We start from the raw sequence: 16130 nt of genomic DNA, 5'->3' as shown, positions 1-16130 counted from the left end.
AGAATCGTTACCGACTTGCGCATAAGGCGTGGCTGTCGCTGCACGAATCGGCGGCCACCCAACGGGCCTATCGCAAGGAAGCGGAACGCTTGATCCTGTGGGCGATCGTCGAGCGCGAGCGGGCACTCTCGTCGCTCACGACCGATGATGCGATCGCATATCGTGGCTTCCTGAGGCGCCCTGCGCCGCGAGAGCGCTGGATTGGCCCCTCCCGGTCGCGATCGTCACCAGAATGGCGGCCGTTTGTACGCGCACTGTCCGCCCGTTCGGCTGCCTACGCGCTGTCGGTGCTCGGCGCACTGTTTCGATGGCTGATCGCGCAGCGTTATGTGCTCGCCAATCCGTTTGCCGGCATCAAGGTCCGTGGCCACACCCGTACCACAGCAATGGACCCTTCAAGAGGCTTTGCAGACGGCGAATGGCGGCTGATACGCACGCTCGCTGATGGCCTTGAGCATTCGTACGGCTGGGAGGTGCCAGCGGCGCAACGGCTACGTTTCTTACTCGATTTTGCGTATGCGACGGGTTTGCGTGCGAGTGAACTCGTGGGCGCCACGCTCGGCGGCATCCAGACTGACGCGCACGGCGATCAGTGGCTGCACCTGATCGGTAAAGGCAGCAAGCCCGGCAAGGTGGCGTTGCCGCCTCTAGCGCGTAACGCGCTCGATCGCTATCTGATCCACCGACGGTTACCGGTCACGCCCGCGCGCTGGAATCCCCAGACACCGCTGATCGGCAGCCTTGAGCAGGATAGCGCGGCGGGCATTACCGGATCGCGTCTCTGGAGCATCATGAAGCGTTTCTTCGCGCAGGCTGCCGACGTGATTCAGGGCGATAATCTGGCGATGGCGGACAAGCTGCGACGCGCCAGTACGCACTGCACACGACACTCTCATGCATCTCACGCTCTCGCCTGCGGCGCGGAACTCACCACGGTGCGGGACAACCTGCGCCACTCGTCGATCGCGATGACGTCCGTCTATCTGCATGGCGACGAAGTGAAGCATGCCCGGCAGATCCGCGAGGCGTTCTCGGACCAATAGACTCTCTCGACGACATCATTCCATCTCAGCATAATCTCGTCGAACTGCATGGCCAAAATGCTTGCGATAGGATTTTGCGCTTATCTTGGCTCGACCCCCACTTCGGTCTACGTTGCGCGCCGCTCTCCAAAGAACATAGTGAGTTGTGGGATGACGGCGCCTTGGCGCAATTTAACGAACGCTTCCAGTGGCTACTGCACAGTCCCGGTATTGGCTTGCTCACGGGCGAGCCCGGCGTGGGCAAGACTGCCGCGTTACGCCACGCAGCACTTGCCTTGAATCCCCATCGATATCAGGTCATCTATCTGGCTGAAACCGAGTTCGGGCGCATCGATCTGTACCGCAGCCTAGCTCGCGCGCTGGGTCTGGAGCCGGCCTATCGGCGTGCCGACCTGTGGCGGGATCTGAAGCTGCGCATCCAGGAGCTCGTCGAGAGCAAACAGTTGTTGCCCGTTTGGATTATCGACGAAGCGCAGAACCTGCCCCTCGAATTCTTCCGCGACTTCCCGGCCTTCCTGAACTTCGCCTTCGATTCGCGCGACCTGCTCACTGTCTGGCTCGCAGGCCATCCGAGTCTGGGCCAAACGCTCGAGCGTGCGCCGTACGCAGCTTTATATGGACGTATCCAGGCACGCGTTCAACTCAAACCCGTGATCGAACGCGAGCGCTTCGCCCTGTTCATCCAACACGCATTGAAGAGCGCCGGTTGCAGTCATACGTTGCTGGCCGAATCTGGCCTGGAATTACTTCGCCAGGCCTCTCGCGGTTTGCCCCGGCAAGCGGGGCGGATTCTGCGCACCGCTATGCAGATGGCCGTGCCCAAAGGATTGAACCATCTACCCGACGAACTGCTACAACAGGCGATCGAGGAGTTGAAATGACGCCCGAGTTTGACACGCTGTTCCCCGACGGTATCCCTGATTCTTGTGCTCGTGCTCTGACCGACTTCCTCTACCGCCTCGCCCTTGTATGCGAACAACGATACGAGCACGAACTGCGTCGCGACTCCGACAAACGCTATCGCGAGACGATGGATCCCGATCAACCCTGGCGCCGTAAAACCGACCCTCCAATCTAGCGCCGCCGTCGCGCACTAAACGAGGCCCATTCCATTCCTCATTTAGTGCGCGACGCCCCTCGCAATCTCACGCCACATAGCTCGCGACGACAACCCTAATTTAGGCCGGGACGTAACAACAGCGCGCGCCTGATGCCGACATCCGCGACTTGCTGCCCTTCGTCTATGCTAAGCGACAGGCCGAAGCGAACTCGAGCTGAACTCGCAACCAAGTGCGGCTCCCGGGGCCACACGCGCTCACGACATTCCATCGCAGACATCGCCGGTCAACATCGACCGCCGCGATGCCCCTATGCTCGATCGACATTTGCAAACGATTCTCCATTCGGTGTGCTTAAACTCGCGCTTACAATCATTTGAACCCATGACGCCACCTGACCATGACGAGCGCGTGCCGAAGGCCCTGCGAGACCGATATCACGAAATTACCACGCTGACCGACGAATTCTGCTCGCAATACCTGACCGACGAGTACCGGGACCTCTGCCGTCGCCTCGTTGCCACCTTGTGCCGCAAAAGACCGTCTCCGCTCGTGAACGGTCCGGCACGGTCATGGGCGTGCGGTGTCGCCTACGCCATCGGGCGGGTCAATTTTCTGTTCGACACAACCCAGCAACCCCACATACGTGCCGATGCGCTTTGCCAGCATTTTGGACTGAGTGTCCAGACCGGTTCGGCCCGTTCAAGCACTATCCTCAACCTGCTCAAGATCAGCCAGATGGATCCACGTTGGTCCCGTCCCAGCCAGATCGCGATGAATCCAATCGCATGGCTCATCGAGCTCAGCGGCATGATCGTCGACGCGCGCCGGATTCCGCGCGCGTTGCAGGAGGAGGCTTTCCGGCAAGGAGCTATTCCATTCGTTCCGGGAGACGAGAGCACCTAACACGCTGAATTAAAAAACTTTCCAGCAAATCTGGGCTTCCGGCTTTTAACCCCCACAAGCTGTTCTGAACCATCAATCCAACGCTCAGGTGGTCGTTCCACCGCACAAGACAGCCGTTTGTTCAGCCGCTGGCGATACGCAGCGAGACCACCATATCCAAGTCATTGCGCAACAGGGCCGCCTCGCCTGGCAGAAGATCACGGGCTACAACCTGCGCAACTATGCCGAGCTTGCCGTGCAACGCTACAAGCGCATTTTCGGTAACACCATGAAGGCCCGAGCGCTGCCACAGCAAAAGACCGAGGTATGGATCAGTGTGTCTGCACTGAACAGAATGACAAATCTCGGTATGCCGGCGTCCGTGAAAGTCTAAAAAGTAGCGAACATCGGGGTGCTTTGCTCAATTTTTTATTTATTCCATTAACGTCCTCTAAATCTAAACCTCTGCCTCTAAAAGCGGCAGGTTAGGCTGATTGCCCGGGTCACTTTTAAGTCGGCGTCTACAGGCTTGGGAAAGTCCATTGGGATATCCCCCGCACGCATGCCGGGTTACATCAGTTCCGTAGTCTGTTAAATTTACGCATTCGCTTCGCAATGCCACTGACTCCCGTTCATAAAATCTTTCACTAGCTTGCCCGCGACATAATCTGCTGGATACATTACAGCGATCACAGACGTCTTTATAAAATCGTCTCTCAAAGAGGCCCAATGTCAGACTCCTCGAACGCTCTTCGGCGACTCAATCTGAACCTGCTGCCAATTTTGCTGGAGCTACTCAAGTGTGCGAGTGTAACCCAGGCGGCACGTCGACTGTGCCTCACCCAATCCACCGTCAGTGGATCGCTGCGCCAGCTACGTTTTTTACTAAACGATGAATTATTGGTCAGTCAAGGTCGTAAAATGATCCTCACGGAAAAGTCAAAAAATATTCTTCCCGAATTAGAGCTGATTATGGCTCAAACCGTAGATCTATTCAAAAACGAAAAATTCGATCCCGCCTTTTCACGAAAGACGTTCCACGTCTACGTGGCCGACTATGCAGCTGTTCTTTTTCCGCAGTTAAGACAAGTCCTATGTGACATCGCCCCGGGAATATCGATTAAAGTATCCGGCACGCCACGCGGAAACTCGGATCACCTACGTTCCGGAGAACTGGATTTTCTGATATTTCCGGATCGGTCATCAAACTGGAAGGCTAGCGGTATAGACAAATACAGCCCGGAATTTAATAAAGAAATTTTATTCCAAGACTATATTGTAGGGATTCAGTGCGCTAACCGGTCATTTGCTGGCCCACGCATGACCTCAGAAGAATTCTTTACCCGTCCGGTCGCCACTTATTTCCGTACCGATGGTCGAGCGACCGTAATGGAAGAAGTGCTAAAAGAGAGTTGGAGCGCTGAGGACATCAAATATTATGTTCCATATTTTAGTTTGCTGCCCGAGCTCGTGATCAATAGTAATCTCATTGCTCTGGTTCCTCATTCTCTCGCGATACATTACGCGCGGTTTTTTCCGATCAACGTTTTTGAACTACCGATCGAATTCCCGCCGCTTGATATCACGATCGTCACATTAAGCGCAAGAAAGCAAAAAGCCGATTTGATCTGGTTTTGCAATTTATTAAGGACGTTGTGAAGATGACTTTACCATGTCTGCTTGCATTTTCAGAATCCTTCAAAATCCGCCACCTGCAGTCGCGCAGACTCTTCCGTCTATGAGCAGGACAAATGCGTCATTTATTACTTCGCCTTCCGTCGACCTGTCATGTCCAGCCCCGGCTAATACAGTTTATTACTCAGCGGGAACCGCCGTTTCCGCATTACCACGCAGTTGATGTTCGGGCACTCTCAAAATCAGAAGCGGCGAAATCAGGGAGACCGCAGCGCCTATAACAAATACTTTTCTAAATGCAATTTCCGCAGCATCGCGCAAAACAGCCCCATTGGTGCCAAAGTCAATGGAATGAAACGTACTAAGCATTGTGTTCACATCAACCGTCCCCGTTGCAACAGGCGGCATCAGGTTGCGTAGGAACGCGATAAGCACGGAGGTAAGAACGGAGACCCCGATCGCGCCCCCAAGCATACGCGAAAAAGACGCTAATGCCGTTGCGGCGCCTGTCTGCGATCGAGGCACGGCGTTTTGCGTGGCAACCATTGACGTAGGAAACTGCAGGCCAATCCCCAATCCCAGTATGACCATGGCGACCGCCATGTACGCAATTCTCTCGGGATCGACAAAGGCCAATCCAGCTGCGGCGAGGGTTACTGCAACTGCACCACCGAACTGTGACGGTTTGTAGCGGCCAGTCACACTCATCAGGCGACCGGCCACGAAGGCACCACACGGCACGGCGAGCGTCAATGGCAACAACCGCAAGGACGCGATTTCGGGTGCAACGCCGCTGACCATTTGCAGCCGCAGCGGTATCAGCACCAACATTGATAACATTTGAAAATACCCTAAAAATTGGGCAACACAACATATAAAAACCGTTCTATTCTGGAACATTCGCAACGGAATAATTGGTTCTGAGATGCGTCGTGCATGCCATATAAAAACCATGACCGCTAAGACACCTCCGGTCAGTAAAAATATAATTCGGGGGTCGCGCACTGGCGCACCCTGACCAATGCGCGTGAGAGCGATTAGCACAGACGACAACCCGGAGGCAAACAATATTGCACCGATATAATCTATGCTGTGCTTAACTGGATTGATTGAGAGGTGGCGCAATGAACTCCGCATTACAATGAGCGCGACTATACCAATGGGTAAATTGACCCAGAAAATCCAATGCCATGAGAGATGCTGCGTAAGATAGCCCCCGGCAATCGGCCCGCCCGCGCTTGCGACCAGCCAAACCGCGCTGATATAGGCTTGATACTTGCCGCGCTCGCGCAGCGAGATGACGTCGGCAATAGTGGCTTGTGCGACAGAAATGAGCCCCCCGCCCCCCAAACCCTGCAACAAGCGGAATGCAATCAACTGCGGCATGGTCTGCGCTAGCGCACAGGCCACTGATGCAAGTAAAAAAAGCGAAATAGCGGAAGTCATCGTCGCTTTGCGACCGTAAATATCGCTCAATTTGCCGTAAATAGGAGTAGCCACTGTAGCCCCTATTAAATAGGCTGCTACTACCCATGCTACCAGATTCATCCCATGTAATTCGGCCGCAATGGCCGGCAACGAGACGGCAACAATCGTCTGTTCGACGGCGGCCAGCAAGATCACTAAAAGTAACCCCGTCATAACGAAGCGCACCGATATCGCCGGCCGAGCGGTCGCAGCAAGAGTAGTGTTTTCGGGCATTTTACGTAGGTGAAATTTCAAAAGCGAGGGGGAGGCGGCGTGGGTATTGCCCCCAGCGTGCCCAAAATTATGTTGATACCTTGCGCACCAGTTAGCCAAGGCTGTCTTTTCCAGGATATAGAGCGCCAATCTTCAGGCCAGCCATTTCCACATTCAGCCGCGCCAGTTCCCCCAGCCGGAGCGGCTCCCCTCCAACGAGTACCTGAGCGTTTATCGCGTCTAGCTTGTCACGCATCATGACTCTCCTTGCTGAGTTTAAACGGTCCACAACGGATTCGCTTTTTTTTGGGGGCAGGCTTATGCACAGAATCAGGATGTCACTAGCGGACAAGCCACGGCCGCCGCGGGTCCTCAACAAAAATGTGAGAGGCGGGCATTTTCACATTACTCAGGGTCTTTGCATCCACTGTCTGGTTTTCCTTGAGAAGTCCATTGCGATACAACAACCAACCAGTCAGGCTGTACAGTTCGTCCGTTGTCAATGACCCAGGATCATTGAAAGGCATTGCGCGTCTCACGTAGTCGAACAGGACCGGCGCAGAGAACCACATGTTCCCGATAGTCCGTTTTGGCTTTTCGTGTGCGTTGATCTCTTCCGCGAGGCTTTTGGTGCCGACGAGAGTCTCGAAGGGACCCTCTGATCCAGTACGGCCGTGGCAGGCGGCGCATTTCGTGCTGTAGGTGGCCGCTCCCTTGGCTACCGTTCCACGTCCAGGCGGTAGCCCAGTCCCGTCAGGCATTATGGTAATGTTCCACGCCGTGACTTCACTAGAGGGGGGCGGTCGACCGAATCCATAACTTTCCGGCGTGTCCCATGCGGTGGCAGAAAAGGTACTCACACTGAGTACTGTTGCCGAGCAAGCGAAGATAATCAATTTCCTACGCATATGTGTTCCTCACCTGTCCGTCGGCTCCGATGTGCCAACTTTGAATCCCGTTGAAATGCTGACTCATGCCAGTCACCTCTTGCCGACGGACCTTGAGAAGGACGGCTCGCGGCGGCTGACGATAGCCAGTCTCATCGGTAGCCCGGCTTTGAATCACCGTTTCCTGACCATTCCATACCCAAGGAGAGCGGAACCGAGTATGCGTCTTAGGCAGGACCGGACCTTGCAGCTCGGCAAGCTGCCAGGTTCGTCCGGCGTCGGTACTTACTTCCACACGACTGATTCGGCCTCGTCCTGACCAGGCGATTCCTTGAATCTCATAGAACCCCCGATCGGGCAGTCTCTGCATGCCTGATGGAAACGTAATGAGAGACTTCGCTTCCATAACGAAGGAAAACTGTCGAACAGTACCGTCGGGCATAGGGTCCACGTACTTTACGGTTTCCTCACGGGTCATTGCCGGTCTGTCCAGAAACTCAAGTCGTCGTAGCCACTTGATGTTGATGTTTCCCTCCCAGCCAGAGACTACTAGACGAATGGGGTAACCTTGTTCGGGTCGAACTGCCTCTCCATTTTGTCCATAAGCGACCAGGATGTCATCCCAACACTTTTCTATCGGAATGCTCCGATCTAAAAGCGCAGCGTCAGCACCTTCGGCAATCATCCAAGTTGCGGTCGTGCGTACGCCAACCTCGCGCATGAGCGTCGATAGCAGCACACCTGTCCATTCACTGCTGCATGACAGACCGTGAAGCTGCCCGGCGGTGGCGTCAGGCTTGAGATCTCCGATGCACTCAGTGCTGTTGCCAGCACATTCTATGAAATGCATCCGAGATACTGACGGAAAACGCTTAAGGTCGTCTAGCGTAAATATTCTCGGCCTGTCCACGAGACCACCGACTAGCAGGCGATAGCTGTCTGGAGCAATGTCCGGAACACCATTGTGATGGCGCTCAAAGTGAAGCGACGATGGCGTAATGGCGCCGCAGAATGTTTCGATCGGTGAATAGGACGCCCAAGGTACTGGGTAGCGTGCGCCAACGACATAACGTACTGCGCTCTCGAACTTCGAACGGCTGCCATATGATTGCGCGACGTGCCCTGGGATACGCCACGGTTCGGTTTGGGCTGACACACTACGATAATGCAGAGAGCTCACTGCACCTGCGAGCGCCCCCCTCAAAACGTCGCGACGCGAAAAGTGCGGCTTCTTTCTTTCACCTGCCATTATTCTTCTCCCTGTTTTTCTGTTGACTTTCTACATATCGGACTTACGCAAAAAGCCGCGCCTGAAGGCGGAAACGGATTGTTACGAAACGACGTAGACCCGAGGCGAAGCCAGGTTCCGTAATGTATGTCGAGAGGGCATGACGAAACACCTGAGCCGCCTGGGCTACGTGCGCGACATGCTGAGCAATGCGATTCATCACAAGCGTTTGCCCTTCCGGCGCGTCCTGATGGATACCTGGTACGCCCCGCGCGATCTGATGCGGCTCATTGAGTCGATGGGCAAAACATACTACTGCCCGCTGCGCAACAACCGGCTGGCCGACGACTCTGGCGGCGAGTCGCCGTACCGGCACCTCGATTCGCTGCAGTGGAATGAATTCGATCTTGCTCATGGCAAGACGGTCAAGGTTGAGAGTTTTCCGAAACCTCACAAGGTGAAGCTGTTCCGGGTTGAGGTGTCCACACACCGCACCGACTGGGTCGTCACTAACGACCTGACTCAGGACTCGTCTGAGGCGACACTCTGCGCTGGAAAGATCGAGCAGCTTCACCGTGAAGCCAAGCAGCTGACTGGCATCGAGCGCTACCAATGCCGAAAGGCGCGCATCCAGCGCAACCATATCACCAGTGCCGCGCTGGTGTGGGTTCGTCTGGCCGACGTTGCTCGACAGACCGGGCGCACACTCTATTGCGTCAAACATGAGATGCTCGATGATTTCCTCCGCCGAGAACTCAAAAATCCGTCGGTCCCAATGCGCTTTGCGTAAGGTCCTATCTAAGTCTTCGATGGTCGTCGTGTAAGGGCCGACAGCCACGGCGGGTGCATCGGGCACGGTCGCGGTAAACAAAAGGCACCTCCTTCAACCCCGCATGGTCCGCTTCTCATGTCCGACTTCAATAAACGGAAGCGGACGAACGGAAGCCCGTCCCGAGCGCATACACAAACCCGCCAGCGTCTCGATTGGCTCGGCCCCACAGCCCAAGGAGCACAAAGTTCACAACGGGGCGCATAAGCTCATACTTATCCTCTCTTCCTGCCTGGTCCTGAGCACCCTGTGCCCGCGACCTAAAGCGCCCTTCACGACTTGCTTACCCAGACGTGGGCTAACCACCCACGTTGAACCAAGGATTGCGAGTTACTCCCGCCAGCGCATTTCTTCCACCGCGGGATTCGGCGGCGATGCAACGCTCGAGCGGCAACGGCGCTTCCTGGATCGCCCATCTGTTCTGAACGGCAGACCCGACACCGACGGGTCTGCTTCGGGACGGGTCTACTTTTAATTTGACGGCTCTCTGCAGCGCGCGACAACCGTCAAACGACATCACGGCCCGCCTCGACGCCGTGCCAGACTGCACAGCTCCAGCCATCGCAAGAGACGGCCGCCGCCGTCTAACCTTCTAGACCGAAATGCCGAACGAAGGAAGGCATAAGACGTTACGCTCACCCGCCTTGACTTCGATTGCGGCAACCCAAGCCATATCGGACTTTTCCATTCACGCTCATCTCGTAATTTTTCTTGAGTTCATTACGCTCAAGTTTCACGCTGCAACAAGTCAAAACAGGTGACGTAAGCCTATACGGGTGACGAATTGCCTGTCATTGGAAGATGCCGTGAACGTGCCCACTTGGGCCGTCGCGGGGCCGCCCGTAGAATCATTCCCGGATGCCCGCTGATAAATGCTCTGAAGGTAAACATCCGTACGCTTGGATAGGCGATACTGAACAACACCTGCTATTTGGTTGTAAGTCGCCCCCGATGCATTTATGCCAGCGATACGACTGCTGACTGGCGCTCCGGACGTGTAATCGTACGCAGCTGCAATCGCGACCGCCGGAGTAATCTGATAGGTACCGTTAATTTCAAAACTATTGAACGAAGCATTACCTGTATAACCGAGTAGATTTGGCCCCGACTTCGTAACATCACCCAGACTTTTGAAATCGGTATGTGAATAAATGAGGTTTACCCGCGCGGACGAAAAAACATATCCGGCACCGGTGGACAAAACTTCGTAAGCATTTGCAGATGAGTATCCTCCATACACCGGACTGGCGCCGATCATATTGTTGCCAGCTACACCAGTGCCAGACGGATTATCACCAAAAAAAGCATTATTCGGATTGGAGACCCTTAAAAACGCGACAAAAGTTGTGAACGAGGAGCCTTTATACTCGGCACCCATAGAATATATCTGGTTTCGACCGGCAGCGCCCGCTACCCCCCCCAGAGAGTATAGGCCGGTAAAATTCAATCCGTTGTAATCTACGCTCGTGTACTTGATCGCATTGTTGACTCGCACGGAATGAGAACCGTTGTCAAGATCGCCAGGACGCGTGGCGTACACACCCCCTAGTTGCTGGCCGAAGTTAAGAGAAGAATAATCCCCCGTGGTCTCGTACTGGCGACCTAGAGTGAGGGTCCCGATATGCCGGCTTGCGATGCCGACATAAGCCTGACGCCCAAATTCGGCACCTCCCTGAGCCAACTTGCCAGTTGAACCATCGAAGCCGCTTTCCAAGCGAAAGATGGCACTTAAGCCGCTACCCAGGTCTTCTTGCCCCTTGAGCCCCCACCGACTCCCTTGCAGGGCGCCAGAAGTGAGTGCGTAACGATTGCCTCCGGCAATGGGGCGAAGCGTCTTCGCGTTAGTCCCCCCTCTGACATTCGTGCCAAAATCAAGACCTTCGTCAAACACACCATATAACGTAACGCTGGTCTGCGCATGCACTACATTCGTCAATGCGCATACTGCCAGGAACAGCGTAGCTTTCTTTTTCATGACTTGTCTCCAATACCTAATTTGTGTACTTCTGTTCGGCCAGTCGCGGAAGTCGCTCTATTGGTCAAGTCCCCACATTGCATGTTCTCCCGGTCAACTGTCTCGGCGTTGCGATCACCCACGCTGGTTTCGCGGCTTGAAGATCCGATCTGACGGATACGCTGACGTCGACACGATGCTCTGTCTCGCTGAGATGCGGGCGCATTTGGCGATATCCGTTAATGCTCAATATTCTCAAGCACCCGATCAGCCTTGGCCTCGCAATCTCAGGCAGGCAATGTCAAACCAACCAGCCAAAAAACCGTGATGCGGATCTCCTTTACTGTTTGAATTCGACGCCCCCCTCCTGAGTCAAAAAATCGGGGACCACCGGCTTACTGGGGCGAGCACAGGTCTCCGGAACAAAGAAAATCGGAGGAAGGGAAGTAAGGATAAGTACAACAGTTAGAAAAATCAGGGTATTCGTCTGCCCGAACTGTTGACTGATGAGCGGAAAAGCCGAGATCCAAACCACTCCGCCCAAAAACCTGCCAAAAAACGCTTCCACAAAACTTTGTCCGGTCGTGCGGATTTCTGTCGGAAAAATTTCTGCGTACCAGATCTTGTAGGATGGAGCCGAGCCGGCAATAAAGAACAGGAAAAGCGTTGAGAACACTATGGTCGAAACACGGTCTGTGAGGGTTATAAACAGGACCAAGGAAGCGGACGCACAGATCACGCAAACAAGAAATTGCAACTTCCTACCAATACGATCGCTGAGCAGACTCAGAACGATTTTCCCGGGAATCTGAAAACTCGTCGCGATGAGCGTGTAGACAAGAGAATGCGAAAATGAAATTCCGCGATTAATAAAGAGAGTTGGAAGATAACTGATCGCAACAAAGAATACGGCAAAGATACCGAATGTGCCGGAACCTAGGGACACCCAATGCGCCAGCAAGCGGCGAGACGTCATAATCGAGAGCGTTGCACGCAACGATAGTCGCTTCGATACAGGCAGCGGGCGGTCGGCGTCCGCAAAATCTCCGCTTCTGCGCACTGGTACGTCAATCGGATGTCCGTGCTCGAATTTCCCGATAATCAATTCGGCTTCATCGAGGCGCCCTGCCCGGATCAGCCATCGAGGAGACTCTGGAACGTTGCGTCCCAGAAAGAGAATGAAGATTACCGGCATACCAGATGCCAACAAATCAAGCCGCCACGCAAGCGCGGGCTGGAACGCGCCGAACAGGATGATTCCCATAAGCGGAGCAAGCAGATAGCCCAAGCCAAGGAAGCATTCCGCCAGGATGATGACGCTTCCGCGACGGTTACCCGGGACCATTTCCGCGACGAGCGTATAAGGCATCACGAACACGGCGGCCATTCCTGCCCCTGACAGGAACCTGCATACCAACAGTGTCGTGTAATTAGGGCATAGGCCGGAAAGCAAGGTGAAGACCGAGCACACCGCAAACCCAATCATCAGCATTCGTTTCCGACCAAGTCGGTCCGCAAGGTAACCGATCGGCAACGAGCAGATGGTAATGCCAAATGTCGAAGCGGCCGCAAGCATTCCAACTTGATGCGGCGCAAGACTCATCAGAGTCTTCAGATGCGGCAAAATGATCGAGAGTGATACGATGTCTAAACCTTCAGTCATCGTCGCGAGACCGATTGCGGAAAACATGAGGTAGGTCGCTCTCCCGATAGGAAGTCGATCGAGCCGAGCGAGTAACACACGCGTTCTTTGATGAGATATTGCGGGATCCATCACATTTGTCTCCAGTTTTAATGTTTGAGGGCGCTGCCAGCAGACCATGACGCAGACCTTTTCTGTGGTCGAGCCAAGTTACCGCACGGGTTTGCAGTCACAAGCCGCTTTGCCATCAAATCCGCTCTGCGGCTCCAAAACCGCTGAAGTCATTCCACGCACTTCACTTTTCCATTTCGGAATCGGCCTCGGCAAGAAAATTGCCGACCAACTGCGCAAAACGCGCTGCGTGTTCGATCTGTGTCCAATGACCGCAGCGTCCGAATACGTGCAACTGGGAGCGTGAAATCCACTGGGCCAACTTCAATGAGTTACTCAACGGGATCACGTTATCGTCGAGTCCGTGAACGATTAGCGTGTGGTGCGGAAGTGCCCGGATGTCCTCCTCGCGACTTGCCAAAGCGGCAATCCAGCGTTGACGGGGCGCCGGAAACATTGAAGAAAACGACTCTTGGAAACCAGGCTGGATGCTCGCTTCGTAACGGAGTCTGGCTAGCTCGTCGGTAACCAGGGTCCGGTCATATGCAAAATAGTCCATGATGCGACGCATGCTCTCGAACGACGGTTCATAGCCCCAGATCGCATCCAGCGCGGGCGTAAGCTCGAACTCGACGCCAGCAGAACCCATTAACACAAGACGTCGCACGCGCTCCGGATGGCGAATCGCGAGCGCGAGTGACAGTGCGCCCCCGAATGAGTTACCCACCAGGTCAGCTTGCGGGACGTCAAGTGTATCTAGCAACCCCAGTAATTGACTCAACCACGCATCCATGGTGTAGTTCGCAGCCGCCGGCCGGTCGGTAAAACCGAAGCCAAGCATGTCAGGCGCGATAACGCGGCGGCTCGCCGCAAGTACCGGCATAACGGTACGCCAGTTGGCCCAGGCGCTTACTCCCGGACCGGAACCGTGAACGAGTACAACCGGAAAGCCGTCTCCTCTATCGAGCACATTAGTGCGGATACCGGCAGCAACCACTGAGTCGCCAATTTCTGGATTTGCTGGATTGTTCATCGGAATTACTCCGCAGTTTTGAAGGGTCTAGTTGCAAGGTCAGATCAACATGTTGCTTGACGCGCTCGCATGGGCGCCGTTCGAGGTTCTCCGACGGCGAAAGTCTAGCGACCGCGTTTCGTGGCGCTTTGACCCGCGATTCCAAAGTGCTGCTTCGGCATTTCGGTGATGATTACGCGGATAGATTCCATTGGCGCGTCGATCGCGCGGTGAATCGCATCGGTGACCTCGGCGATCAGCCGCTCCTTCTTCTCCGCATCCCTGCCTTCAACGATGTACAACTGCGCGATCGGCATAGCTACCTCCTTTAGATGAACCTCAAACCCGTGCTGCCCATACCCTGCACCCGAAGGGTGATGGCATCGCCTGCCTGAACAGAAATGGCCTCTGTAATCCCCCCGGAAAAGACCAGACTGCCTGCCGGAATTTCCCCCCCACGCGCGCCGAGGTGATTGGCAAGCATCGCAACAGCCGCAGCCGGGTGACCAAGCACTGCGGCACCTGCTCCGAACGCCACCGCCTCACCGTTTTTCTCCAGCACGATCCCTACGGTGCGCAGATCTACCCCGGATGCGGGTAGCGCGTGCCCCCCCACCACAAAGCGCACGGCCGACGTGTTGTCCGCCACCACGCTTTTGAGATCAAACTTGAAGTCGCGGTAACGCGAGTCAATCACTTCGATCCCCGGCATCACGAAATCGGTCGCCGCCAGCACCGCCCCGATATGACAGCCCGGACCTCTGAGTGGCGCTTTGGTCACGAAAGCGATTTCCGGCTCCACCTTCGGATGGATCAGCTCTGCGGTCTTGCACGTACCGCCATCTGGTACAGAGAAGTAATCAGCGAGGAATCCGAAACACGGGCTCGCCACCCCCATCTGCTTCATCTTGGCATGCGAGGTCAAGCCTGCTTTCATTCCAACGATTTTCCCGCCGCGGGCGATCTTGCGGCGGCGGATCTCGTCCTGGATGGCATAAGCGTCTTCCCAGTCCATCTCGGGATACTCGCCGGTAATCTTGAGCGTATCCTCCGCGCGCAGCTCACAGTCTTCGAGATGCTCGGCGAGACGCGCGATGGTGGGCGTATCGAGCTTCATGCCGCCGCCTTTTGCGCCTGCGCCACGCGCGCTTTAACCAGCGTCATGGCCGTGTCCTCGATCATGTCCTCCTGACCGCCGACCATGCCTCGACGTCCCAACTCGACGAGAATTTCGCGCGCCGGGATTCCATATTTTTGTGCGGCACGCTTGGCGAACAGAAGAAACGAACCGTACACTCCCGCGTAGCCTAAGGTCAGCGCGTCGCGGTCAATCCGGATCGGGAAGTCCATGATCGGCACAACCAAGTCTTCGGCTACATCCTGGATCGCCCACACATCCACTCCGGTCTGAATTCCCATGCGGTCGCACACGGCAACCAGCACCTCCATCGGCGTGTTGCCAGCCCCCGCGCCGAGACCGGCCGAGGCGGCATCAATGCGGGTAGCCCCACACTCAACAGCCGCAATGGAGTTGGCAATTCCCATCGCCATATTGTGGTGACCGTGAAAGCCCAGTTCCGTCTCCGGCTTAAGCGCCTCGCGCACCGCCCCAAGGCGGCCCCTGACATCATCGGGCAGCATGTAGCCGGCCGAATCGGTAATGTACACACAGTTGGCACCGTAAGATTCCATCAGTTTGGCCTGCCTGACCAGCCCTTCGGAACTGTTCATATGCGCCATCATCAGGAAGCCCACCGTGTCCATCTCAAGCTTGCGCGCCAAGGCGATGTGCTGCTCCGACACGTCCGCTTCGGTGCAGTGCGTGGCAACGCGGATGGTGTGCACGCCTAGGTCCCTCGCCATCTTCAGATGTTCAACGGTGCCGATGCCCGGTATTAGCAAAGCGGAGACCTTGGCCTGCTTCATGAGCGGGATCACGGCACCCAGATACTCTTCATCGCCGTGCGCTGGGAAGCCATAATTCACCGACGAGCCACCGAGCCCATCGCCGTGTGTGACTTCAATCAATGGAATTCCAGCAGCGTCCAGGCCAAGGGCGATGGCTTTCATCTGATCCAGCGTTATTTGATGCCGCTTGGGATGCATCCCGTCACGCAACGTCATGTCGTGGACGGTAATCTTTTTTCCATGCAAGTTCATCTTCAT

The 16130-nt window shown here is 55.5% G+C and carries 14 protein-coding genes and 2 pseudogenes; 7 read left to right on the top strand and 9 right to left on the bottom strand.

All coding sequences use genetic code 11. The features are described 5' to 3' along the window. Nucleotides 1-17: 17 nt before the first annotated feature. From KHO30_RS35300 to KHO30_RS35275, 6 genes and pseudogenes are all read left to right on the top strand, one after another. A pseudogene (locus tag KHO30_RS35300) lies at nucleotides 18-1043 on the top strand (tyrosine-type recombinase/integrase); the annotation flags it as partial. A 161-nt stretch (nucleotides 1044-1204) separates the two neighbouring features. Further along, complete coding sequence (locus KHO30_RS35295; RefSeq protein WP_244864207.1) at nucleotides 1205-1924, top strand: ExeA family protein; 720 nt, start codon at nucleotides 1205-1207, stop codon at nucleotides 1922-1924. Then, nucleotides 1921-2121 (top strand): hypothetical protein, encoded by a 201-nt coding sequence (locus tag KHO30_RS35290; protein ID WP_097266721.1) that lies wholly within the window; start codon nucleotides 1921-1923, stop codon nucleotides 2119-2121. Before KHO30_RS35295 ends, KHO30_RS35290 begins: the two co-directional genes overlap by 4 nt. Before the next feature lie 292 nt (nucleotides 2122-2413). After that, on the top strand, nucleotides 2414-3007 hold the full coding sequence (locus tag KHO30_RS35285; RefSeq protein WP_244864206.1) for a DUF6398 domain-containing protein: 594 nt from the start codon (nucleotides 2414-2416) through the stop codon (nucleotides 3005-3007). Between the two features lie 88 nt (nucleotides 3008-3095). Further along, nucleotides 3096-3380, top strand: a complete 285-nt coding sequence (locus KHO30_RS35280; protein WP_211703636.1) for a hypothetical protein — start codon at nucleotides 3096-3098, stop codon at nucleotides 3378-3380. Nucleotides 3381-3715: 335 nt separating this feature from the next. Beyond that, nucleotides 3716-4645: a LysR family transcriptional regulator gene (locus KHO30_RS35275; protein ID WP_211703635.1), complete on the top strand. Its 930-nt coding sequence runs from the start codon at nucleotides 3716-3718 to the stop codon at nucleotides 4643-4645. 156 nt (nucleotides 4646-4801) lie between these two features. Here the strand turns inward: KHO30_RS35275 and KHO30_RS35270 are convergent, their stop codons facing one another. The 3 genes from KHO30_RS35270 to soxC all read right to left on the bottom strand — a co-directional run bounded on the left by KHO30_RS35270 (nucleotide 4802) and on the right by soxC (nucleotide 8437). Beyond that, nucleotides 4802-6451, bottom strand: coding sequence for an MDR family MFS transporter (locus tag KHO30_RS35270; RefSeq protein ID WP_342345988.1), 1650 nt, complete (start codon nucleotides 6449-6451; stop codon nucleotides 4802-4804). A gap of 191 nt (nucleotides 6452-6642) precedes the next feature. Further along, nucleotides 6643-7062 carry a c-type cytochrome gene (locus KHO30_RS39805; RefSeq protein ID WP_425312938.1) on the bottom strand — a complete coding sequence of 140 codons (420 nt, stop codon included), beginning with the start codon at nucleotides 7060-7062 and terminating at the stop codon, nucleotides 6643-6645. A 139-nt stretch (nucleotides 7063-7201) separates the two neighbouring features. Further along, complete coding sequence (gene soxC, locus KHO30_RS35260) at nucleotides 7202-8437, bottom strand: sulfite dehydrogenase (RefSeq protein WP_244864205.1); 1236 nt, start codon at nucleotides 8435-8437, stop codon at nucleotides 7202-7204. A 154-nt stretch (nucleotides 8438-8591) separates the two neighbouring features. On the opposite strand from soxC, the pseudogene KHO30_RS35255 reads away from it, so the two are divergent. After that, nucleotides 8592-9206 (top strand): annotated as a pseudogene (locus KHO30_RS35255) (transposase); the annotation flags it as partial. A gap of 787 nt (nucleotides 9207-9993) precedes the next feature. Here the strand turns inward: KHO30_RS35255 and KHO30_RS35250 are convergent. The 6 genes from KHO30_RS35250 to dmpG form a co-directional block, all read right to left on the bottom strand. Then, nucleotides 9994-11220, bottom strand: a complete 1227-nt coding sequence (locus tag KHO30_RS35250) for a porin (protein WP_211703632.1) — start codon at nucleotides 11218-11220, stop codon at nucleotides 9994-9996. Between the two features lie 319 nt (nucleotides 11221-11539). After that, entirely contained in the window at nucleotides 11540-12889 is a 1350-nt protein-coding gene (locus KHO30_RS35245; RefSeq protein WP_211703631.1) for an MFS transporter, read from the bottom strand. Nucleotides 12890-13136: 247 nt separating this feature from the next. Next, a complete protein-coding gene (locus tag KHO30_RS35240) occupies nucleotides 13137-13985 on the bottom strand; it encodes an alpha/beta fold hydrolase (RefSeq protein WP_211703630.1) in 849 nt (282 codons plus the stop codon). A 104-nt stretch (nucleotides 13986-14089) separates the two neighbouring features. Next, entirely contained in the window at nucleotides 14090-14281 is a 192-nt protein-coding gene (locus KHO30_RS35235; protein WP_211703629.1) for a 2-hydroxymuconate tautomerase, read from the bottom strand. Nucleotides 14282-14292: 11 nt separating this feature from the next. Next, nucleotides 14293-15081: a 2-oxo-3-hexenedioate decarboxylase gene (gene dmpH / locus KHO30_RS35230; protein ID WP_211703628.1), complete on the bottom strand. Its 789-nt coding sequence runs from the start codon at nucleotides 15079-15081 to the stop codon at nucleotides 14293-14295. Continuing rightward, nucleotides 15078-16124 carry a 4-hydroxy-2-oxovalerate aldolase gene (gene dmpG / locus KHO30_RS35225; protein ID WP_211703627.1) on the bottom strand — a complete coding sequence of 349 codons (1047 nt, stop codon included), beginning with the start codon at nucleotides 16122-16124 and terminating at the stop codon, nucleotides 15078-15080. Before dmpG ends, dmpH begins: the two co-directional genes overlap by 4 nt. Nucleotides 16125-16130 lie beyond the last annotated feature (6 nt).

This window comes from Paraburkholderia aspalathi, from assembly GCF_905220735.1.
Classification (GTDB): Bacteria; Pseudomonadota; Gammaproteobacteria; order Burkholderiales; family Burkholderiaceae; genus Paraburkholderia; species Paraburkholderia aspalathi.
This window is presented reverse-complemented; position numbering and strand designations above follow the sequence as displayed.